Below are 23,250 nucleotides of genomic sequence, written 5' to 3' on the forward strand. Positions count from 1 at the left end.
GTACCTAATTAAATATTATTGTTTGATATGGTTCTGCGTTTTGAACTGTAGTGACAAACATTAGTGCAGAAAATGCTATTAAAGATAAATATATAAGCGGCCTAGACCTTCTATGAAAAATCAACACAATAGAAGGCAATATTATGATGGAAGCTGGTGTACAGAAAAGATCTTTTATACGAGCAAACATAATCCCATAATCGATAAAAAACAGCATCATCGAAAATCCATAAACATACATGGGTATTAGAATAGAATTATATTTGTTTACCTTAACCAATCTCTTGTAAAACAAGAGGATTAATACAGAAATTAATAAATGAACTAAAACGGTACCGCCAAATATAGAATATGACTCAGCAAACTTTGAATCCATGTATCTGACGAGTCTAAATTCATTACCCAGCCCCATAAACTCAGCAATATAGAGAACAATTGTCATCCCGAACCCACCAGCAGCAGCCATAACAAAGGATGCTGCGAGCACTGAAGACAGCATCCACGGACGCGCGAGCTTTTTCATAAAAATCAATAAAAAAGATAACACTGCAGCAATATGTACCAGTAAAGATGATGTCGCGGCGAGAGTAAAAATCAACTTCCTGCTATGGTATAAATAGTAGACGGCCATTAAAGTAATCGCAGAAGACAAACCATTCCTTATTTGCCCTAAGTCTGCCCGCATCCAGATAGCTATGTATAAAAGTACTGATAAGTAAAAGAAGTTCGACATTTTTTTTAATGCATAGAGCTTTATCCCTATAGATATAGAAGCAATAAAAAAAACAAATAGTTCGAAACTACCACCAAATGACTTAATAAATAGTGTTAAGAATGCATAAAGGCTTTCCGTCGGTTTTTCTCCAGAAGATGGGATATAGTTTGGAAATCCCATCTCTGAAACATTGTCGACATAATAGTAAATTTCTTCGTAGTTAAAGTAATCAACTGAGGCATATCTAATGCCAACAAAAAGCACAAGTAATATATAAAGTGCTGGCGATAAATTGATTACACTCTGACTTCTATTAACAGAAATAATAGAAAAAAACATAATCAGAAAGAATGGAAAGAAGTATATTGCCACTATAATTCAACCTTTAGTAAAAAGATAAGAGCATTAAGACTTAGCTTCAATTAAAGACTGATAACTTTGCAAAATTTTCTCTATAGTATATCGTTCAGATGTACTTTGTGTTTTTTTTCTAATAATACTGCCATCACAGACTAGTGATATTTTTTCTGCTAACTCATTTACGTCCTGATAGCCGACTAAATATCCATTTATGCCATCTTCAATGATTTCGCTTGGACCACTTGGGCAATCAAATGAAACAACTGGAGTCCCAAGTGTTATCGATTCAACAAGCACGTTTGGGAAGCCTTCAAATAATGAAGTTAATAACGTTGCCTTTGCATTGGCATAATAAGGAATCATATCACCCTGAAACCCCTCAAAGTCTACTCTTTTAAGTACATTAAACTTAGCGGCGCACTTCTTCAGTTCACTCTCCAAGCCTCCTTGCCCAACAATCTTCAAGCGGAGCTCTGGATACCTTGGTGCCACTTTCGAGAAGGCTTCAATCGCATAATGGAAAGCTTTTTGCTCTTCCAGTCTTCCCACACATAGCAAATAGTCTTCAATACTGGCTTCATTTACGATAGTGCCAAGTGACACTTGCTTCTGATAGTTCGCAACAATTTGGCAAACAGGATTGTTGATCACTTCAACTCTGGATGCTTCGACACCTAAGTAATCAATCAAGTCTACTTTCATTGCAGAAGATTGAGCGATAAAATAATCAGACAGTGCATAAAACTTCTTAATCAAATGTTTAACAATAAAACCGTGCCATAGGCCTTTTTTCTTTGATTCAGCTATAGATAAGAAAATGATATTTCTTGAAATCAATGTAAATTTCAGTCTCATGATACTTCGTATCAGACCCAACATTACTGATATTTGGCGGTTAAAAGATAAAACTATTTTAGGCTTTGCTTGCTTAAGATAGCGAGAAATAGCAACGGCTGAATAACGGGTATGCTTAACGTCTAAATTAATTAAGTTCACTTCGGAAGCTAGCTCTTTTTCTCTGACAGCACCGTTTAGACTCAATACGACTAAGTCTACAGAGTACCCCTGATTAACAAGACCGTTCGCTAAAGTTACACAAACTTTCTCTGCACCACCGCCACGTAAGCCACCAATAATAAATGTTATTGATTTTCTCATCGTTTGCTGACCTTCAGTGCTGTATGATATAGCTTGGTGTAAGCAAAAGCCTTTAGTCGATTGAAGTCATCAAGTGCACTATATTTGTTTACTTGTGACTTAAGGTTATTGTTTCTAACGAAAACTGAAAATGATGCTAACCATGCCATTTTTTCATCAAGACGATCTGCCTTAGCATAAGTTGTTTTAGGCCAGTGCTTTGCCCACATATCTAAAGACTTCTCATTAAATATACCTAACTCTTGCAATACACCACTATTAATCTCATTCAAAACGGTGCTCCTTAGGTCGTGTCTCAACCATTTCCCATAACAATTGTTACGACTAGTGAGCGTATCTTCTACGATACTGTTAGCTTTGTTGTAACGACGCCCTGTCCTAGCCCAAGGAATATCCAATAAGTTTCCAGGCAACAACTCAAGTAAGTGTTCATAGTTATCGTCTGTACGACAACTAGGATCTAACGACCACATAAACCCAAATACATCCGGTGAAGTAAACATCTGGTACAAAGGAATTCTGTCATCAATAACTTCCATGCAAGCGTTCAACTGGCGGCGCATATAATGCTGTTGCATTTCTATCTCTCGATAAGACATCTCACTTCGCCCAGGGAATCGAGACCGCTCACGTTCTAAGTCTGCTCGAACACCATGAATAGCCGCCTTTTCAACAGAAGCTCGAAGAAAAGCAAAATGATTCATATGTCGGTCAAGTATATGAGGCAGCTCAGAAGTTTTTCTGCCAGAATATTCGCCTCTACCAATACTGTCACCATAACTACCAGCCAAAATTCCATCGATACCAATAGTTTTTGAAACATCTGCCATTGCATGCAAATGCACGGGAGAATATTCTGCGCCTCGTTCAGCTGTGAGAAAAATATTGTTGTAAAGCACCTCTTCAGTCAAAGGCTTATAGCTGAATTCCCAGCCAAAGCTTTGTGCAATTCGCTGCGCATATACTACATCACGAGAGTCCTTTAAACCCCATGTTAAAGCGGTAACATCGCCAGTATATTTACCTGTAACCTGTAGCTCCCTCACGATAGCAGCAACAATTCGGCTGTCCATACCACCAGATAGTAGAATACCTATATTCCTTTTTCCGTTAAGGAATTCAAGGGCTTCAATTTCTAGTAACTGTTTTAACTTTTTTGCTACTTCTGGAGAACTTTTTTTATCTTTAAGATGAGGAGGCAAATCTAAATAACTCCAAGACTCACTATCTTTTGACGCACGCTTTGCCATCCAAGGTGTTCGTTCAATTCCTTGAACCATAGTTCGGTTCGAGAATATGTAGTTTTTCATCAAAAACTCCATAACCGAAATAGGATCTACTAAACGCCCTTGAAGATCAAACTTAGAAATATGCTTTTTATAGTTGATACAATTCTCACCCTCTGAGTAGAAAGTTCGAGTTCCCAGACCTAGCTTACTCATGCTACTAAAACCTTAATAAACTGCTATAGGCGAAGTTTTTTAATTTATTCCGCCCTGAAAATAATTACCACTCTAAATATTTATACTAATTTGAGAGAAGAATATAAACGCTTAAAGCTTCTTGCTTATGAAGTCTTCGATCATGAAGAATTCAGGAGAAAATGCTCCCTCAATCCACTCTAGTTCATTGTTCCAATACCCGGGGCAGTCAAGATATCCTTTTCGCGCAAAAGAGTAACTCAACTCAACAATGAGAGGTTTGTCATCCAACGTAACAAAGTCAAAAGCAAGACACTGGGAGTTCAACTTCTTTGTTACATCAAAAGCAATTTTCAAACATTCTTTGGGTATTTGATGCGGGTCGTAAATAATATTACCACTACCAGAAGCTCGAAAGTCTCCTTCCCTTACCATTCGCTTGATCGCAAACGCTCGTTTACCTATAACAATGATTCTAATATCATGATCGTTGTTAGGAATAAACTCTTGAAAATATGCGTAATTTCTTTCTACTGGAAAGTTTTTTTCAGCCTCTTTCGGAATAACTAACCTAGCAAAGCCCTTACTAATATTTAAAAAGCTGCTTAGAGTTTTATCGCGTTTAAAGTGCCAATAGCGCTCCTTTAAAAAGTTGATCCTATTTTTTACTTTATACCCTTTTCCAAAGGCTTTTCTTATGAATTTTTGAGCTTCACTTTCGGACCTTACAATATGCACATTTTCAGCTCCAGCTCCTCCTCTAAGTTTAAATACCGTAGGGAAGGTTGTTGTTGAAGCCCAATTTAAAGCCACATCTTTATCATAAAAGACGTGGCTAGGAACTAATGGAGCTTTTATAGCTTCTAATAAATACTTCTGACCTACTTTATCGTCAAAGTGCCAAGCTGTTGCAGGATCTGGGAATACTCGCTTACCAGCTGCCGCCAATGAGTAGCTTAATTGACGCGCAAACAATACGGCCCTGTGATCATTGTGTCCCCAATGCCACATAACACCATAGCAACCTTCTAGTTGTTCAATAATATCGTCGGAGTAGCAATCCACTATTTTATAGTTAATATCATTCAGCTGACAATAATCAATCCATTTGTCACTGAAGCTACCCGAACGAGAGTGAATAGCTAACATTTTTTCTCCAATTAATATTTCGTTCTTGTGCTTTTAATAAATACTGAGACTAACTTACTTTCTCATAGAAAAGACAACAAAAAAAGATGTGAACAGGTAAAATAAAGTAAGATAAGCGCTTAACATAATCAAAAAAGTAGATTCTTGAACATGAAAATAAATCGAACCTACAAACATAATTATTAGACCTAACACTCTGATAATGCTTAAAATAAGAAAATGAATTTGAGAACCAACAACATTTATTGCTTCAATCAAAGGTAAGGAAGTAAATTGTAACAACATAAAAGGAGCTAACACTACCGCCATTTGTCCAGCTTTTAACCACTCATTACCAAAAATGACAACAAACGCATACTCAGCCACAAACATCGTCACTATCGTCAAAGGGAATCCAATTAAAAATAATTTCTTTTGTACAGAGAATGTAATTCTGCGGATTTTTTCAATATTATTCTTTCCTATTGACGATATTTCAGCATAATAAGCCTTAGATACAGCCCTAACTATAAGGGTTATAGGTAGATTTAGTGCAACCATAGCTAGACTAAGTTGTCCTGTACTTTCTTTACTAAATAATGCTGCCATCATTAAGGTTGGAGCTTGTAATGACAAAGACATCAGAATTTGAGATGGCAATCGAAATACTGGAAAGCCACGATAATAACTAGATATAAAAGTAGAACGACTCTTAGTAACCTGACTTTTTAGCTTTATAAAATCTGGCAATGATTGTTTAATAAAACTTCCCACACCACCGCTTTGAGCAATAAACTGACCGATCAGTAGACCTGCAGGCTTAAAACTGAACAAACCCATTAAAATTTTTGTAAGATTGCCAAAAAAAGATTGAGTTACTTGTGTTTTGGCTATTATTTTATATTGCTTTTTCCTAGTAGCCCAAAGACTAAATAGTTCATATAAGGCAGTTCCTGCTGCACCAAGTACAATTACAGGCCACCATGGAGCAAGCGCTCTCATATCAAACCAGTTCAGGATAGTTTCACTGAAGAAAAATAGTATTACTGCAATAAAAAGAGAACTCATCAATATCAGAGCTAGACATACCGAAAAAAGATTTATTGCCATCTTATCAGTTTTGGGTAAAGGAATTGCTTGCACATACCGAAAGGTAAAAATAGGCGCTAATATAGCTATCAGTGACGTGTAAAGAGCTAAAACACCGTAATCTTCTGGAGAATAGATTCGGGTTAAAACTGGAATACTAACTAAACCTATAATTCTGGCAAACACAGCACCTTTTGCCAGAGTAAGCATTCCTTTGAATACACTTGCAACTTCGGAGTTCTTATTGCTCTTAAAAATATTCAATTATCTTATCTTAATAAAATATAATTCGTTATTATATAGTTAATAATAAAAGATCTGTTAAGCCTATTTAAATTTATAGCTCTAACTTATCTCATCTTCTTTAAAAGAATAATTTACAAGTATAATTATCATACCTAATATCCCCCCTAAAAGAGTTCCTATTACGCAAATTAATGCACGATTTGGCGAACTCTTAAGCTCAGGAACAACAGCAGGATCTACTGTTTTAAATATAAACTCATCTTGAACTTCAGCTAACATTAAGCTTTTTGTTTGTTCCTCAATTAGACTATAAAAAGTGCTTTGCATCTCAGCAACTGAAGTTTTTTGTAATTGAGTATTTAAGTAGGTAAGGTTTTGAGATACCTCTGAAATAGTTCTCTCTCTCATAACCTTATTAATATCTTCAATCAACCAGTTTACCCACTGCTTTGTTAAATAAGGAGAAAAGTGTTGTACAGATACTGTGTACAAACCAGTTTCATCATCTTTATTTACGCTTAAGACATTTTTACTAAATACCTCATAAGCCTCTTGTGGTGTTGGTTTAGGTCCTCTTAAACCATCTGGTTCTCGCACCCACATGCCAGTCTTAGAGTTATATATTTCGTCATCTAAAACAAGCTGATTCTTGCTTAGGTCCCAGTCTTTTGCCGCCATTAAAGGAACCAATAGATCGTACTTCTCAATGAACGCTTCAGCAAATTGACGAGATTTCATAACTTGGACAGCAAGGTCTGTCTGAGACGCACCTCCTCCACCAAGATTTACTCCTGCAAGAGCAGCCAACCCACCCAATTGGCCTGCCATTTTCGAGAGCCCACCACCGCCAGCACTTTCCGCTGGAGATAACAGCGCATCCGCTTTATAAACATTTGGCAGGCTCAATGCATAGATCACAGAGCCAACAGCAAAAGTAAAAGTTGTTGCAATTACAACCCATTTGCCTCGCCACAAGGACTTGAATAATTCGCGCAAATCAATAGGCGCGTCGTATAACTCATTGGAATGTGGATATCTAACCAATTGTTGAGCCTGCTTTTCTTGTTGTGGTTCCATTTAATCAAATTTCCTTCGCTATAGCGAAATCTTCGCTAATAGAATGACTTTGATGAGGCTGAGCTCCAGCCAATAAATCAATAGCTATAGCCATTAGGTATACTCAGATATCTGAGCCTGAACCTATTGCTATCAATGAATAATTCCCACCCTAATTCAAACTAGAACTAGGGTGGAGTCATTTACTTCAGAGCATTAATCGCAACACCCGTCTGATAAAGAATCTGCGTTGCTGCAGTCCATGTGCTTAATGCATCACGGTAGTCGGTATCAATTGGTACAACAATAGTATCACCAGCTTTTAGTTCTTCTTTGCTATTTCCGAACCAATAACCAGATGAAGGCTTATAAACAGAACCATCTGCACGCACTACAAAAATGCGGTCTTCGTCCGCTTGTTTTTTAGCACCACCCGCTTTGTTAAGATAGTCATCGACATCAAGTTTGTTGTCCAACAAGTAAGTAATTGGAACCTGAACTTCACCCATGATTGATACTGTGTTTCGGAAAGTAGGAACAAAGAGGAAGTCACCGTCCTCGAGCATAAAGTCTGCTGAACGCTCGCCTTTTAAAATACGGTTTAGCTGTACCACCATACGGCCAAGTGCTTTGCTGCGACTTGCTTCCTCAACAAATGCTAGTGTTTTTTCTGGGTCTGAAATTACAGAACCTATATTACTATCGGCTCGGAACGTCTTCTTCGCTGTTTCTTTTCGCATATCTGCGGCGTATTGGTTTAAAAGCTTCTGCTCTTGTAAACGCAATGCTTCACGCGTAAATATCGCTCCTTGGGGGTGAGCGAACTCTGTGAGACCACCCGCTCGATCCAATAGCTCACTTAAGGTTTCACCTTGGCGCACGGTATAGGTTCCAGGGAAGCGAACTTCACCCTGTAAAGTGACTGTGCTTTGTAGCTTCACATTTGGCTTTTCTAGGATGTTCAAACGATCTCGGCCTACGATAATTGCATCGTCCGAAGCACTGCCTTGGATTGCTTTACGCAAATCAATACGCTCAACATCAATATACGCACGCTCATCCGCACTATTAATCGCGGTTCGTGCTAATTCTGCATTAATTGTGAATGCGTTGTAAGTCAAACCACCAGCTGCTTCAATAAGCGTTGATACCGTCATTCTTGGAGTAATCGGGTAGCGTCCTGGGTGCTTCACTTCACCAAAGACTTCAGCAATTTGAGGGGCTAACCCCAAACGAGACTGTTGTTGGAGTTGTAACAATACTGGTGCAAGCAAAGTGCGACGAGTGTTTTGCTTCAGCTTTTCAAAGTCTTCCTCTGTAATCTCTTTACCACGGAAAATGATTTTAGCTGGTTTCGCTTGCTCTGTGGTGCTCTGGTTGTTCAACGTACCGTTTACTGAATGCGAAACGGCAACAGAAGAACTCATCACTTCTTGTTCTTTCTGTTGTTCTAGCTCAGCTTGCTCTTGCGCTTGTTCTAGCGTTTTTGCTTTTGAAACAGACTCTTGTGTTGCGAATGTATCCAAGTCTTCGTTATTAAAGCGGTTGAAAACCAATATGCGATCTCGTGATTGTAACTGGAGGTTGTCTTGGCTACCTGGTGATAGAATTGCGTTGGCTAAGCTTAGTTGGAACACTTCAATATCACGTTGCGGATTAATCTCTCTTACCACAACAGCATAGTTAACATCAGCTGTAGAATTAAAAGCTGAGTCAACAGACTTGAAAAGATCAGCAACACGAAGCCCATTGCGCCATTCCACATAGCCAGGATGACGAACATCCCCCTCTATCTGCACGTAACGAGTAAGCTCTTCGCTTTTTTTCAAGATCTTGATGGCGTCGCCATTTTTAACTTTACTCTTTCGATCTTGCGTTTTATTGAAATCAAGCGTCAAAGCCTCACGAGCGTCATGTGAAGCGTAGCGTTTTATCTCCAACTGCTCGACATGAGCATTCGCAGTAAAACCACCTGCCATCTGAATAAGTTGTTGGTAAGTTTCACCGGCCTTGACTTCATAAATTGCCGGACGGTTGATCTCCCCTTCTATAGACACTGTATCCTTAACAGAACCAATTAAAACAACATCATCCGGTAGTAAGCGCACATCATTACTTGCATCACCTTTTAGTAAAAGGTCATACATATCCAACTTACGAATGATTTTACCATCACGCTTTAGCTGGATATCTCTCAGCGCCCCACTTTCACCAAAACCGCCACTGTAATAGATAGCTTGTGAAATTGTCGTTAATGCGCTAACCGTGTAGGCACCAGGTTTATATGCATCCCCCATTACAAACACTTGCATGGTGCGTAATTCACCCAATGAGATATCACTGCGCACACCAATCATTTGCTCTTTTACACGTTGCGTCAGAGAGTCTCGAACATCAGAAAAGTGCATGCCTGCAACATTTACTGGCCCAAGTGAAGGGAAGTTGATTGTGCCCGCACGATTTACGCGTAAACGATGCGTTTCATTATCTTTACCAAATAACTGCACAATGATTTCATCACCTGCACCCACGGTGTAATTTGCTGGCACAGGAACATCACTGATCGGAGCAAAGGTGCTTGGAGAACCAGCAAAAAGATCTAAACCAAAGCGTTTAATCTCTTCCTGCTCACCTTTTTTGAGCCATTGTTCTTCGATATTGGAAGATGCAGCGCCACTAGCTTCAGTTCTAGGTTGGATTACTTGAGGATTTTCGTAAGGAGACTTGTTTGAAGATGAACTAGAAGGAATGGAGAAACCATACTTACTCGCCAAGGCCTTTTGTTGGTCGGCGGGTAGATTTTGAAACATTTTCATTTGTTCTGGAGTGGGTGTTTGTGCCATTGAATAAGACGCAAACGTACTTGCCAATATAAAAGCGGCAATAGAGAAATATCCTTTAAACATGGTATGTCACTATAATAATTGAATAAAAGACCCTAGCCCCAAGTTTGAGCTCTAGGTATTTAAATTAGAATCGGTGCTGAAAACCCAGTGTAATCGAGTTAAGGCGAACTTGGTCTTCAGAGACGTTATCAACGAACTCAAATATCACCGCGCTTTGGTTATTTAAAGCGTAGTGCATACCTAACCCAAAACTAAATCCTTGTTCTTTGTGAGAACCTACATTTTGTAGATCAAGCTGAACGCTTGAATACCCAGCTAAACCGTAAAGTGCAACTCGCTCTGAAACCGGCATATTCAACTTAACAAAGCCGCTCAAAGCGCTATCAACGGCAAGACCACTGTCACGTTGAACTGATGTCCCGTAACGACCTTCTAAACCAATGTAGTCATTAAAGAAGTATCCTGCTTGAGCACTAAGAAGAAAGGGGCTTCCCTCTTTCACGGACTCAGAAGATGAGCTTTTCAGTTCTGCATTTGAGTAGCTCACTAGAGCGCCTGCGTAAAAATCGGCTGACGCTGAAAAAGAACTCAGGCTCAAGCCCAGTGCACCAAGTATTCCCAAACAATGCTGCTTTCTTATCACGTAAAAGTTCCTAGTACTGGTAATAATATTGACTGACAAGGCAAAGTTAAATTTTGCTATGCAGATCATTAAATACTGAAGAGCTGGCACGCTACCGCCCTGAGGCATGGAGCGTAAGCCACTGTATCGCTTTCTATATGGTCTAAGTAAAAACGACCTATTGACTTCAAACCTCTAGTGCTGAAGGAAATAGGCAGACAAATTATGCACTCTTGATAGTTTATCAGCAAGCAAGGGAGCAAGATAACCGTGCAATGTCACGCTGGTGTTAGAAATGAGATCGAAAGCCATAGCAAAATAAGAAACTATTTACATGCTAAGGCTTTTTTATCTAGAATATAATTTGGAGCATTTTTTATGCTACCAAACATCGATGTTTTTATACCGGATACACAAGGATTAATAATGAAGAATACAGCTCTAGCTATTCTTATGGCTCTAAGCGCAACAACTGCATTTGCAGCAGAAGAAGCAGGCTCAACAGGCGCAGCTTCTGCGTCAGCAACTGGCACTACAGCTGTAGGTGTAGGTGCAGCAGCAGCAGTAACTGTAGTAGCAGTTGCAGCGTCAGATAGCGACTCAACATCTACTTCGACATCTACTTCTACTTCTACTTCTAACTAATTTCGTTTTGTAGAACAGAAGCCAATCGCCCTGATTAAGTCAGGGCGATTTTATTTGTAAGAGGGATCAATGAATATCTTCCGAATACCTAAATGGATACGCCAACTCCTCATTCTTCCATTACTCCTTGTACTCTTTGGCTGTACACAGAAATTCAACGATGTTTCAGCAACCGTCCAAGAAGCCTACGGTAACTACATCGATGTAGAGATGACACCAGAAGAAATCAATGCTATTCCATATGCCAGTGCCTATTTGAAACTTGGAAATCAGAAGCAGGTGTTTGTCGTTTTAGCTTTCGCGGAACGAAATCCGCAAAATGGAAAAATACAATTGAAATGGGTAAGCGCCGATAAAGCCATGATCGTTACAGAAAATGGGCACATCGTCAAAACGATTGGACTACAGAGTGGTGACTTAGCGGGTGTTTACGGTGACGTTCCAGATTTTTCTTTACACTCAACCTCTGTCAACTACGCACTTTCATACGATTGGGCAACACAATACCGTTATGGCTTTCCTGCAAATATAACGCGTTCTTACTCAGGCCAAGAAACGTTAACAACACCTATTTCTAGCACTATGACCAACGTATATAAAGAAGTTGTTGAGTTTAGCAGTCTTTCTCAATCGGTCGAAAACTACTATTGGGTCAATGAACAAGGTCAAGTTGTTAAAACCATACAACATCTAGGGCCAAATATGATTCCGGTCGAGTTAACCATTTTGAAGGGATACAGCAAATCATGAGCAAGCAACTACTCACAGTATTCGGTTTGGTCATGCCGCTTTTGAGCATGTCTAGCTTCGCTCAAACAGAAACCTCTGCATTGCAACCATTAAATGTTGAATTGCTAGAAGCAGGCAAACGGCTACAATTTCAAGGGACGGCTCGTTTAGAAAGTGTGTTAGCACTTGCTAGGGAGCAAGGCGTCTCTCTGCAATACTCTCTTGGTACCACTTTGTTTGATAAATCGGAACGCGCCGAGAAAACCTCAACCGCTTTAAAGAACTCGGTGCTCAATCAAATGATTCAACACAATTTGGTCGCACATCCATTCTACAGGTTCATTCAGAAGCAAAGCTTTGCACCGCGCTTACTGTCTGCGATCGATGTTGATAAAATTCGACTAAATAAATTCGACAACCCACTGTTGCGCGGCAATTTCCTGCTCGCAAGCCCTCTGCGCGAAGAGAAAGTGTACTTCTTGGGAAACCTAAATAGCGTGTATTCCATTACGGAGCAAGCTGGCATCCCTTTGCAGAGACAGATAGAGAATTTGAAAACTAATATTGGTGCGTTATCAACACCGCCAGTGTTGATCTATCCAGATGGTCACATAGTTAAGCCGCATCACGGAGCTTGGTTAACGACACAATATTACTTACCACCTCTGACATTGGTATATATTCCGTTTGGTGATCTTGAATACTCCGAAATGGACCAAGATATTGTCCGTCTACTCACTCAATTGATACCAAATTCCACAAAGAGACCACAATGATGCCAATTAGAAAAAGCTTAGCCCTTTCTTTAATGGGCCCTGCATTGGTTTGGGCTCAAGACATGCCCTTTGAGGCTCCCTCTTTACAGCCTTCTCAATCTGACTTTGGTGGTGTTGGCTTAATGCAGATGCCAACCGGACGTATGGCTCATGAAGGGGAGTTCAACTTTTCTGTAACAGGTAGTGATGAGTACCTTTTTTACAATGTGACTCTGCAACTCATGCCGTGGTTAGAAACAACTATCCGGTACACTCGAGTTCACGATCTGCCTTATTCGTCATCCTTCCCCGATGTTGACAATGAATATACAGACAAGGGGATAGATTTTAAATTTAGATTATGGGAAGAATCTGAATACATGCCAGAAATCGCCCTAGGGGTACGAGACTTTGCTGGTACTGGTCTTTTTGATGCTGAGTTTCTTGCGGCGACAAAACGATATTCTAATTCGAAATTAGGTACTTTTGATTTTACTTTAGGTATGGGCTGGGGCTACCTAGGAACTAGAGATACGGTCACAAACCCTTTTTGTAAAGCATCAGACAAATTCTGCGATAGACCTTCAGAATTTCTATCTACTGGCGGAACAACTAACTTCGATAGAGCCTTTAAAGGCCCTGCTGCCCTTTTTGGTGGTATTGAATATCAAACTCTTCATAAGCCTCTTCGCTTCAAGCTTGAATATGACGGTAACGATTACAGCACAGACTATCCAGTTGTTCAGGCCGGTATAGATATGTCTCCCCACACACCATGGAACTTTGGTGTTCTCTACCGTCTAGGCATGGCCGATTTTCGTTTAAGTTATGAACGCGGCGATACTTTAGTAGCAGGCTTAACGCTAAACACTAATTTCAATGACATGCCATCATTCTGGCGAGACACACCAACCCCAGAAGTGGAAGATAACCAACCCAAAGAACTGTCTGATGTTGATTGGGAACGTGTAACAGAAGATTTAGACAAAATTGCTGGCTATCGAAACACGCGTGTTTATGTTGATAACAATACCGTAACTGTCGTTGGTGAGCAGAAAAAATATCGTGACCGTACAGAGGCACACGAAAAAGCGGCAGCTGTACTCCATAATGAAATGCCTGACGATATTGATACCTATGCGATCAATGAACGTAGCCGAGGCTTAGTCGGTGAACAAACGATTATTTCCAAAGAGAAATATCGCGACTTTGCCCAAGTTAATTACATCAATCCGAAAATAGAAGATGCAACCTCAAGGGCTACTACTAAGCCTACGGGAGAATCTATCTACGATGGTTTTGAACGTTTTGATTGGGGCTTTGCACCTAAACTAGTTCAAACTCTCGGAAACGCTGAAGATTTCTATCTCTTTAGTGTAGGGCTAAGCGGTAATGCCTCATATTGGCTGACGGACAACCTTGAAATTGGCGGTTCGTTATACTGGGATTGGTATAACAACTACGATAAGTTTATTTATGTCACTCCACCTGATGGCACTACTGTTCCTCGTGTTCGCACCATGTTCCGCGCTTACCAAAATGAACATGCTGTAACCATGTCAAACTTACAATTGACTTGGTTCCAAGAGTATTCCGATACGATGGATCAGCAATTCTACGCGGGCTATCTGGAGAGTATGTTTGCTGGAGTCGGTACCGAGTTTCTTTACCGTCCACAAGGAGCTAACTGGGCGATTGGCGCTGACGTCAACTTAATTTCTCAACGTGATCCACAAAGTTACTTCGGTGTTTACGATGATAAATGGCAAAACGTGCCAGAATATGGACGTCCGTTCCAAGTTATTGATAAAGGCTTCACTGGTTTTGTATCTGGTTACTACTACCCTCAATGGGAATTCCTACAAGATTTGATGATCCAAGTCGATGTTGGTCAGTTCCTAGCTGGTGATGTTGGTACACAAATTAATGTTTCTAAGCAGTTCAAGAGTGGCGTAATTGCTGGTGCCTTTGCGTCATTTACAGACTTGTCTGCGGATGAATTTGGTGAAGGTAGCTTTACCAAAGGTTTCTACTTGTCGATTCCATTTGACATCATGACCGTTAAGCCAAGCAACAATCGTGCGAACTTTAGTTGGCAGCCTCTTACTCGTGACGGAGGACAGAAACTCGGACGTAAATACAGCTTGATTGAGTTGACCGACGAGCGAAATCCTTGGTATCAAAGGCCTAACCGTTCGGATGTGGAATAATAAAGTAATCAAGGGAGCTGCGGCTCCCTTTTTCATATCTAGATACTGAGTATAGAAGACTCAAACCTATCTTCCTGCTTCCAATAGCGCTACTTTTCGTTTCTTGCTAGAATTCCTGAGAAAATTTTAATCTATGGTGGAAGTTCTATGATCATCGTAACTGGTGGCGCTGGCATGATCGGCAGCAACATTGTTAAAGCACTAAACGAAGCTGGTATTAACGATATCCTGGTTGTCGACAACCTAAAAAATGGCAAAAAGTTTAAGAACTTAGTTGATCTGGACATCACAGATTACATGGATCGTGACGACTTTCTGACCCAAATTATGGCGGGCGATGATTTTGGTCCGATTGAGGCAATTTTCCACGAAGGTGCTTGTTCTGCAACGACTGAGTGGGATGGTAAGTACATGATGCTAAACAATTATGAGTACTCTAAAGAGCTGCTGCATTACTGTTTAGATCGCGAGATTCCATTCCTATACGCTTCTTCAGCAGCCACTTACGGCGATACAGAGACTTTCGTTGAAGAACGCGAATACGAAGGCGCACTGAATGTATACGGTTACTCGAAACAGCAGTTTGATAACTACGTTCGTCGCCTATGGCAAGATGCTGAAGAACATGGTGAGACCCTTTCTCAAATCACCGGCTTCCGCTACTTCAACGTATATGGCCCACGTGAAGACCACAAAGGTAGCATGGCATCAGTTGCATTCCACCTAAACAACCAACTTAACGCAGGTGAAAATCCTAAATTGTTCGCGGGCAGCGAATCATTCAAACGCGACTTCGTTTACGTTGGTGATGTATGTAAAGTAAACCTGTGGTTCTTAGAAAACGGCGTATCAGGCATTTTTAACTGTGGTACTGGCCGTGCTGAATCTTTTGAAGAGGTAGCAAAAGCAGTTATCAAGCATCATGGCAAAGGCCAAATTGAAACCATCCCATTCCCTGAGCACCTAAAAGGCGCTTACCAAGAATTCACACAAGCGGATCTGACCAAACTGCGCACCGCAGGCTGTGATGTTGAATTCAAGACAGTTGCAGAAGGCGTTGCCGAATACTTGACTATCCAAAACAGTTAAGCACCACAAGGTGGTAGAACCATAACCTGCCACCTTTACTCAAATGCAATAGCCTGTATCATTCCTAACTATCTTTTTTCTCATTTAAACCACTTCGCCCGTACACGAATAGGTAACTAGACACGCCATGACCATAAAACGTGATGACTTCGACCCTAAAGCATATAACCCTGAGTTTAAGCGCCACTTTCTGTCGCCTAAGTACTGGGGCACGTGGTTAGGTGTTATCTTATTTTTACCTTTATCATTAATGCCACTGGGTTTACAAAAGTGGTTGGCGAAAACCATAGCCAAAAAACTGTCGAAATCCCACAAGGGGCCAGCTCACCGAGCGAGGGTTAACTTTGAGCTGTGTTTTCCGGAAAAGTCGTTCCAAGAACGTGAAGCTTTGATAGAAAAAACACTCTACACAGCAGCCATGTTCTTTTTTCGCTTCGGGTTACTAAGTTTACGCTCACCAAAATGGCTTCAGAACCGTTGCCAAATTCGCGGCCTAGACATTTTACGACAGCACATTGATAACAACGAAAATGTGATTTTAATGGTTCCCCACTCTTGGGCAATTGATGTGCCTGCTATCTTGCTCGCGTCAATGGGAATGCCAGTTTCTGCAATGGCGAAGAAACAAAAGAATGATGTTGCTGACTGGCTAATGCACAAGCAAAGAGTCCAATACGGTGGCCGTGTTTATGAACGCTCAGGTGGCATTAAGCCTTTCCTGAAATCCATTCGAGATGGCTATGTAGGGTATTACCTACCCGATCAAGATCACGGCCCAGAGCATAGTGTGTTTGTGGATTTTTTTGCAACACGTAAAGCAACGCTACCTGGTTTAGGCAAAATTGCGAAACTATCACGCTCAAAAGTACTGCCTCTATTTGCGTCGATGAACACTGAAGATGGTACGTTTGATATTGAGATTTTACCAGCGTTTGAGCTGGATAAAGGCGAAGAGCAAGACGCTCGTACCTGTAATGAAGCCATTGAATATTTTGTCGGTGATAAACCCGAACAATATATGTGGGTACTACAGTTGCTGCACTCTCAAGAAGACGGCAATAACTATTACAATTTGTTTAAACCAAGATATAACAGCGACTGGAAAGTGCAGTGAAAGTATTTGTCGTAAGCTTGGCTCGATCGCTAGATCGCCGAGAACGTGTTGAAGAAAAGTTAAAACAACAAGGCATTACGTTTGAATTTTTTGATGCAATAGATGGCTCTGTTGACCGTTTTCTTCATTCAGAAAAAAGTCGTCCTACCATTACTCTACGCCGCAAAGGGTATCAATTAAAAACCAGTGAAGTCGCCTGTTTTGCAAGCCATTACGAGTTGTGGGTTCGCTGTGTTGAGCTTGATGAACCGATCGTCATCTTAGAAGACAACGTCGACCCCGTCGAAGGGCTGAAGCAAGTACTCGAACATACCCTTCCATTGACTTCTAATTATGACTACATCAAGTTGTCTGCCACTCAGAAGCGTGTATTCACCCCAATCGTACCTATTGATGATAATCATATGTTAGGGGGATACTCAGCAGGCACTTGTGGTACCACCGCTTATATCGTCACACCTAAAGCAGCCTCAAAGTTTGTTATGCATGCTCAAGAGTTTATTGAACCAGTCGATGACTACATGGAAAAACCATGGAGACATGGTGTTCAAGTTTACAGCGTGTCTCCAGATCTCTTTACTAGAGCAGAGATTGCTTCGACGATTGGTGGTAAAAGAAAAGATAAATCCAAAATGACTCTTGCGAATAAAATATACGCTGAACTTTTTAGAACTTATGAGTCAATTTTGAAATTCCTATACTGGAAAAACAAAGCATGAAGATTTTAGTCATTGGCCCTGCATGGGTCGGCGATATGGTAATGTCGCAATCGTTATATATCGTATTAAAGCAACGCCATCCAGATAGCCAAATTGACGTTATCGCTCCAGGATGGTGTAAACCGATTCTTGAGCGTATGCCAGAAATCCATCAAGCGATTGAAATGCCTATCGGTCATGGTGAGTTTAACTTATTAGGCCGCAGGGAAATTGGTAAATCATTACGTGAAAAGCAATATGACCACGCCTATATCTTGCCTAAATCAGCAAAATCAGCACTGATCCCATGGTTTGCAAACATTCCTCTTCGTACTGGCTGGAAGGGCGAAATGCGCTATGGTTTATTGAATGACTTACGCCCTAACATGAAGTCTTTTCAGTACATGGTAGAGCGCTATGTAGCGTTAGCTTATCCAAAAGCAGAAATGGTGGATTCTAACTCTCTCGGCGGGCTTGAAACCTTGCCTCGCCCACGCCTTGCAATCAACGCGGCAGAGCAACAAGCCACGATAAAAAAGTTCAACTTAACGCAAGACCAACCAATTATTGGACTGTGCCCAGGAGCAGAGTTTGGTCCAGCCAAAAAATGGCCCGAAACACACTACGCTGAAGTTGCGACGCAAATGGCTCGATCTGGGCATCAAATCTGGTTGTTTGGTTCTCAAAAGGACTTAGAGACTTGTAACAATATTCGCGCACTTGTTCCGACACAATTCCATGAGCACATTCATGTTCTAGCAGGCCAAACTAGCTTAATTGAAGCAGTCGATCTGCTTGCTGCATGCAAGACTGTTGTCGCGAATGACTCAGGCTTAATGCATGTGGCAGCTGCGGTTGGTTGTAATGTTGTTGCCGTATATGGCTCAACTTCACCGAAGTACACCCCCCCACTCGCAGAAAAAGTGGAGATTGTTCATACCGATATTGATTGTCGCCCTTGTTTCCAGCGTGAATGTCAATACAAACACCTCAAGTGCTTGACAGAACTTTCGCCTAAGCAAGTGCTAGATAGCATCCAAAAATTTGACGCCATTACGATAAGCTCATGTTAGTTCGTATTGTTTATACCTTACTACTCGCCCTAGCGTCACCGCTACTTTTATTTGGTTTGTACAAGAGCAAACCAAATAAGCCTAAGTTCGGCTCTCGCTGGAAAGAGCACTTTGGTATCACTCCCAAGCTAAAAAGCAACGACAAACCTATTTGGATACATGCCGTATCTGTTGGTGAAAGCATAGCAGCAACACCTTTAATTAAAGCCCTTAAGGAACAAAACCCCGAACAATCTATTCTAGTTACAACAACAACAAGTACGGGAGCTGAACAGATTGCTAAGTTGGGTGATTTAATTGAACACCGCTATATGCCAATTGACTTTGGGTTCGCTATCAAAGGTTTTCTTAAAGCAGTGCAGCCAAAACAGATGTTGATCATTGAGACTGAGCTGTGGCCAAACACGCTTCACAATGTTCACAAAGCGGGTATCCCTATAACTGTCGTGAATGCGCGCCTATCTGAAAAATCGTGTCAGAACTACGCCAAAATACAGCGGCTTTTTAACCAGCTTCATCCATGCCTAACTCAAGTACTCTGCCAAACGGATTCAGATGCAGAGCGCTTCGAACGCTTAGGCGTTGAGAAAAAGAAACTATCCGTTACTGGCTCGATTAAGTTCGATATTCAAATATCAGAGCAAGTGAAACAGCAAGGACAGCAGCTTCGAGCCCAACTTGGAAACGATCGTCCGATTTGGATTGCAGCTAGCACCCACAAAGGCGAGGACGAACAGGTATTAGATGCACATAGACAAGTTTTAAAATCTCATCCAAATGCTTTACTCGTTTTGGTTCCTCGCCATCCAGAACGATTTGATGATGTATTCACGCTTTGCCAACAGCAAGGATTTAAAACTGTGCGTCGTACTTCAACGCATGCAGTAGAGACGAATACTCAAGTATATCTCGGCGATACAATGGGTGAGATGCTAACGTTGATGGGCGCAGCGGACATCTGCTTTATGGGTGGAAGCCTAATTGGAGATAAGGTTGGTGGGCACAATGTGCTAGAGCCTGCCATGTTAGAAAAAGTCATAATCACTGGCCCTAGCTATTTCAACTTTAAGGAGATTGTTGAAAACTTACTAGCTGTGGATGGTATCTTAATTGTGCCAGACTCAACGACCCTTGCCCTAAGGACTACAGAGATCATTTCTCAACAAGATAAATATTTACTCCGAGCTTTGCATGCTAATAAATGGGCCTCATCCAATCAAGGCGCTCTAAACCGAACAATGAGCTTACTCCCCCAAAGTGATAAGTAATAACTTAATAATTAGTTTGATAAATACCTCACTTTTACTATTAAGCTTGTATGTTTTACTGTACTAAGCACTTTACCTGTTTAACTTAAAAAGAATATCCATTATGCAAAAAATTTTAGACTGTACTCTTCGCGATGGTGGCTACTATAACCACTGGGACTTTTCACCAGAAGTCGTTGACGCTTACCTCACAGCAGTTGCAAAAGCTAAAATTGATTATGTTGAGTTAGGGCTTCGTAACTATCCTAAGTCTGTTTACAGTGGTCCATTTGCTTATACGACTGAAGAGTTTCTAAACACGCTACACCTACCGAAAGGTCCGACATACGGCGTAATGGTTGACGCAAAAACTTTGCTAGATGCGGGTAAACCTGTTGTCGCTGCCATCAATGATCTTTTTGTACCAGCACAAGAAAGTAAAGTTGATCTCGTTCGTATCGCGGCACATTTCAATGAAGCAGAGCAGTGTGAAAGCATGATTAAAGCTTTCAAAGAAATGGGGTATATCGTTGGCTTAAATCTGATGCAAGCGGGCGGAAAACCATCCGTGGTTATAGCGGAAAAAGTACAGGCGGTAGCAAAAGCAAACCCTGACGTCATCTATTTTGCTGACTCTCTCGGTAATATGGATAGTGCAGAAGTCACTCGCATTGCCGAAATTGTAAAGCAAAACTGGGATGGCGACATTGGCATCCACACCCATAACAACATGGGTCAAGCAATGTCTAATACGATGACAGCTCGTTCGAATGGTGTTACATGGTTGGATGTGACCGTTACCGGAATGGGACGAGGCGCTGGGAACGCCCAGACCGAAAACCTGCTCGCCGAACTTGATGGACTAGATAAATACTTGCCAACAGCAATATATGAACTAGTTATTCGCCATTTTGAGCCAATGCAAAGAAGATACGGTTGGGGCTCAAGCCTTCTATATTACTTGGGAGCCAAAAACGATATTCACCCAACTTATATTCAGAATATGCTTTCTAATCCTAATTACGGAACAGAAGAAATTGTTGGTGCTATCGAGCATTTAAAAAAGCTAGAAGGTACGACAAGCTATAATGGTGATGTCTTAGAAGAAGCGCTTACTGTAGGGAAAATAAGCCAACCAACTGAAAGCCAATCAGACCTATCAGGGATCTTTTCAGGAAAAGAAATTTTACTGGTCACTAATACGCCTAATGCTGCAACACATAGAGTCGCGATCGAGACATACATTAAGACTCGAAAGCCTATCGTAATTGGCATCAATACAAAGCATGAGATTAACACTGAGCTTTTCGATTACTTTGCTGTATCTCATAACTCTAAATACTTGTCAGAAAGCAGCCATTACTCAGAGGTAGCCAAACCCGTATTTTTGCCAAAGAACCGCTTTGACGAAGACGAGCTAAGTAAATTTAGTAATATTTCTATGATTGATTACAGTAGCACCATAGAGAAGGATACTCTCACCGCCCATAAAAACTACTGTACACTACCGTATGATAATACCGCTGCATATGCGTTATGTATCGCTTTTATAGGTCAAGCGCAGAAGATATCTCTCGTTGGTTTTGATGGTTATGATGTGACTGACCGACGCCAAATGGAAATGAATGAGATCTTTAGCATGGTTAGTCAGCAGTTTGGAAGTACATCAATTCAAGCGTTAACCCCAACCACTTATCCAGTAAAAGCAGGGTCTATTTATGCACCCGCTATTTAATGGCTATGATACTGTTATTTTTGACTGCGATGGCGTGATCCTAGACTCAAATAACCTCAAAATTGATGCCATGCGTAATGCTTTACGCATGGCCCAAGTATCAGAGCTCGAAATAGATAAGTGTTGCACTTATTTTAAAGCTAATTTTGGCAAATCGCGTTTTCATCATGTGAGTTACTTTGTTGAACATTTCATCACAAATGCAGATGAAGCATTGTACGAACGTATACTAAACTGCTACTCAAAGCAGTGTGAAGAGCTATACATGGAAGCTCAACTGACGCCTAATTTTATTGCAGCAATTACAGATTGCCCAGCCAAACTCTATGTAGCGAGTGGATCTGCTCAAGACGAATTACGAGAAGTATTTGTTAAAAGAGAGCTGGCGCAATATTTTACGTTAATTCTAGGATCACCTACCGCGAAAGCAGATAACGTTGCAACCATCCTAAAGGAGTCTTCAGGCGCGGCTCTAATGATCGGTGACGCATTATCAGACTTTCACGCAGCCAAAGAGAATAATATTGATTTTCTTGGCTATCTTCCTTTTTCAAATGTAAAAGAAGAGCTTGAAAGCTTATCAAAAAGTGAAGGTTTCAATATTCTAAGGAGTTGGTAAGCATGAGTGTCCATGTTTTTCTACCATGCCGGAAAGGCAGTGAACGTATCCCAAACAAAAATACCAAAGACTTTGCAGGTGTAAAAGGTGGGTTATTAAAAATCAAACTGGATCAGTTAATCAATATAACTGACCTAGATTCGATAGTCGTATCTTCAAACGATGACTTTGTACTGGATTTTGCTTCAACATATAAAGATTCTCGCATACGAATAGATGAACGCCCAGAGCACCTAGGGGCAAGTTCAACAAGCACTGATGATCTTATTAGATATGTTCCTTCGATTATTACTACGGGTCACGTACTTTGGACTCATGTAACCTCACCATTCTTAGACGAGTCAGGTTATAGCGCTATTATCAAACAGTATAATCAAGCACTCACGGAAGGTTATGATTCATTAATGACGGTCAAAGAACTACGTGGGTTTATTTGGAATAAAGATAAGCCAATTAGCTACGATCGTAATATAGAAAAATGGCCTAGAACTCAGACAATTGAACCTCTTTATGAAATCGATAGCTCAGTCTTTTTAAATAGTGTAGAAAACTACAAAAAGCTAAATGATCGAATTGGACTAAAGCCTTCGATGTACATACAGGATGCAGAGAGCTCAATTGATATAGATTGGCCAGAGGACTTTACTTTCGCTGAATCTATGTGGTTACAGAAAAATAAATGATCATCGGTAAAT

At 40.7% G+C, this 23,250-nt stretch carries 20 protein-coding genes; 12 read left to right on the top strand and 8 right to left on the bottom strand.

Annotation, left to right across the window (positions count from 1 at the left end; genetic code table 11):
- Positions 1-4 precede the first annotated feature (4 nt).
- The 8 genes from R8269_RS10980 to R8269_RS11015 all read right to left on the bottom strand — a co-directional run bounded on the left by R8269_RS10980 (position 5) and on the right by R8269_RS11015 (position 10,662).
- Positions 5-1,087, bottom strand: coding sequence for an EpsG family protein (locus tag R8269_RS10980; RefSeq protein WP_318222534.1), 1,083 nt, complete (start codon positions 1,085-1,087; stop codon positions 5-7).
- 33 nt (positions 1,088-1,120) lie between these two features.
- Positions 1,121-2,233, bottom strand: coding sequence for a glycosyltransferase (locus R8269_RS10985; protein ID WP_005379484.1), 1,113 nt, complete (start codon positions 2,231-2,233; stop codon positions 1,121-1,123).
- A complete protein-coding gene (locus tag R8269_RS10990; RefSeq protein WP_005379482.1) occupies positions 2,230-3,675 on the bottom strand; it encodes an asparagine synthase-related protein in 1,446 nt (481 codons plus the stop codon). The genes R8269_RS10985 and R8269_RS10990 overlap by 4 nt, the downstream gene beginning before the upstream one ends.
- Before the next feature lie 111 nt (positions 3,676-3,786).
- Positions 3,787-4,803: an ATP-grasp domain-containing protein gene (locus tag R8269_RS10995; protein ID WP_005379479.1), complete on the bottom strand. Its 1,017-nt coding sequence runs from the start codon at positions 4,801-4,803 to the stop codon at positions 3,787-3,789.
- A 54-nt stretch (positions 4,804-4,857) separates the two neighbouring features.
- The gene (locus R8269_RS11000) at positions 4,858-6,135 is read right to left on the bottom strand and encodes a lipopolysaccharide biosynthesis protein (RefSeq protein WP_318222535.1); all 1,278 of its coding nucleotides are present in this window, start codon (positions 6,133-6,135) and stop codon (positions 4,858-4,860) included.
- Between the two features lie 81 nt (positions 6,136-6,216).
- Entirely contained in the window at positions 6,217-7,194 is a 978-nt protein-coding gene (locus tag R8269_RS11005; protein WP_005379476.1) for a Wzz/FepE/Etk N-terminal domain-containing protein, read from the bottom strand.
- Positions 7,195-7,376: 182 nt separating this feature from the next.
- A complete protein-coding gene (locus tag R8269_RS11010; RefSeq protein ID WP_005379474.1) occupies positions 7,377-10,079 on the bottom strand; it encodes an SLBB domain-containing protein in 2,703 nt (900 codons plus the stop codon).
- A 64-nt stretch (positions 10,080-10,143) separates the two neighbouring features.
- The gene (locus R8269_RS11015) at positions 10,144-10,662 is read right to left on the bottom strand and encodes an outer membrane beta-barrel protein (RefSeq protein WP_017820722.1); all 519 of its coding nucleotides are present in this window, start codon (positions 10,660-10,662) and stop codon (positions 10,144-10,146) included.
- Between the two features lie 405 nt (positions 10,663-11,067).
- On the opposite strand from R8269_RS11015, the gene R8269_RS11020 reads away from it, so the two are divergent.
- The 12 genes from R8269_RS11020 to R8269_RS11075 all read left to right on the top strand — a co-directional run bounded on the left by R8269_RS11020 (position 11,068) and on the right by R8269_RS11075 (position 23,238).
- The gene (locus R8269_RS11020) at positions 11,068-11,286 is read left to right on the top strand and encodes a hypothetical protein (RefSeq protein WP_005379468.1); all 219 of its coding nucleotides are present in this window, start codon (positions 11,068-11,070) and stop codon (positions 11,284-11,286) included.
- 69 nt (positions 11,287-11,355) lie between these two features.
- Complete coding sequence (locus R8269_RS11025) at positions 11,356-12,036, top strand: YjbF family lipoprotein (protein WP_005379466.1); 681 nt, start codon at positions 11,356-11,358, stop codon at positions 12,034-12,036.
- The gene (locus R8269_RS11030; RefSeq protein ID WP_025768327.1) at positions 12,033-12,791 is read left to right on the top strand and encodes a capsule biosynthesis GfcC family protein; all 759 of its coding nucleotides are present in this window, start codon (positions 12,033-12,035) and stop codon (positions 12,789-12,791) included. Before R8269_RS11025 ends, R8269_RS11030 begins: the two co-directional genes overlap by 4 nt.
- The gene (locus tag R8269_RS11035) at positions 12,788-14,980 is read left to right on the top strand and encodes a YjbH domain-containing protein (protein ID WP_005379463.1); all 2,193 of its coding nucleotides are present in this window, start codon (positions 12,788-12,790) and stop codon (positions 14,978-14,980) included. The genes R8269_RS11030 and R8269_RS11035 overlap by 4 nt, the downstream gene beginning before the upstream one ends.
- 147 nt (positions 14,981-15,127) lie before the next feature.
- Complete coding sequence (rfaD, locus tag R8269_RS11040; protein ID WP_005379462.1) at positions 15,128-16,069, top strand: ADP-glyceromanno-heptose 6-epimerase; 942 nt, start codon at positions 15,128-15,130, stop codon at positions 16,067-16,069.
- Positions 16,070-16,196: 127 nt separating this feature from the next.
- Positions 16,197-17,183: a lauroyl-Kdo(2)-lipid IV(A) myristoyltransferase gene (lpxM, locus tag R8269_RS11045; protein ID WP_017634970.1), complete on the top strand. Its 987-nt coding sequence runs from the start codon at positions 16,197-16,199 to the stop codon at positions 17,181-17,183.
- Positions 17,180-17,902: a glycosyltransferase family 25 protein gene (locus R8269_RS11050; protein WP_318222536.1), complete on the top strand. Its 723-nt coding sequence runs from the start codon at positions 17,180-17,182 to the stop codon at positions 17,900-17,902. Before lpxM ends, R8269_RS11050 begins: the two co-directional genes overlap by 4 nt.
- Positions 17,899-18,954 carry a lipopolysaccharide heptosyltransferase II gene (gene waaF, locus R8269_RS11055; RefSeq protein WP_149192302.1) on the top strand — a complete coding sequence of 352 codons (1,056 nt, stop codon included), beginning with the start codon at positions 17,899-17,901 and terminating at the stop codon, positions 18,952-18,954. The genes R8269_RS11050 and waaF overlap by 4 nt, the downstream gene beginning before the upstream one ends.
- Positions 18,948-20,222, top strand: coding sequence for a lipid IV(A) 3-deoxy-D-manno-octulosonic acid transferase (gene waaA, locus R8269_RS11060; RefSeq protein ID WP_149192301.1), 1,275 nt, complete (start codon positions 18,948-18,950; stop codon positions 20,220-20,222). The genes waaF and waaA overlap by 7 nt, the downstream gene beginning before the upstream one ends.
- Positions 20,223-20,325: 103 nt before the next feature.
- Positions 20,326-21,936: an aldolase catalytic domain-containing protein gene (locus R8269_RS11065; RefSeq protein ID WP_017634974.1), complete on the top strand. Its 1,611-nt coding sequence runs from the start codon at positions 20,326-20,328 to the stop codon at positions 21,934-21,936.
- On the top strand, positions 21,920-22,555 hold the full coding sequence (locus tag R8269_RS11070; RefSeq protein WP_054701124.1) for an HAD family hydrolase: 636 nt from the start codon (positions 21,920-21,922) through the stop codon (positions 22,553-22,555). Before R8269_RS11065 ends, R8269_RS11070 begins: the two co-directional genes overlap by 17 nt.
- 2 nt (positions 22,556-22,557) lie before the next feature.
- Complete coding sequence (locus R8269_RS11075; RefSeq protein ID WP_017634976.1) at positions 22,558-23,238, top strand: cytidylyltransferase domain-containing protein; 681 nt, start codon at positions 22,558-22,560, stop codon at positions 23,236-23,238.
- Positions 23,239-23,250 lie beyond the last annotated feature (12 nt).

It is taken from the genome of Vibrio sp. Vb0667 (genome assembly GCF_033391095.1).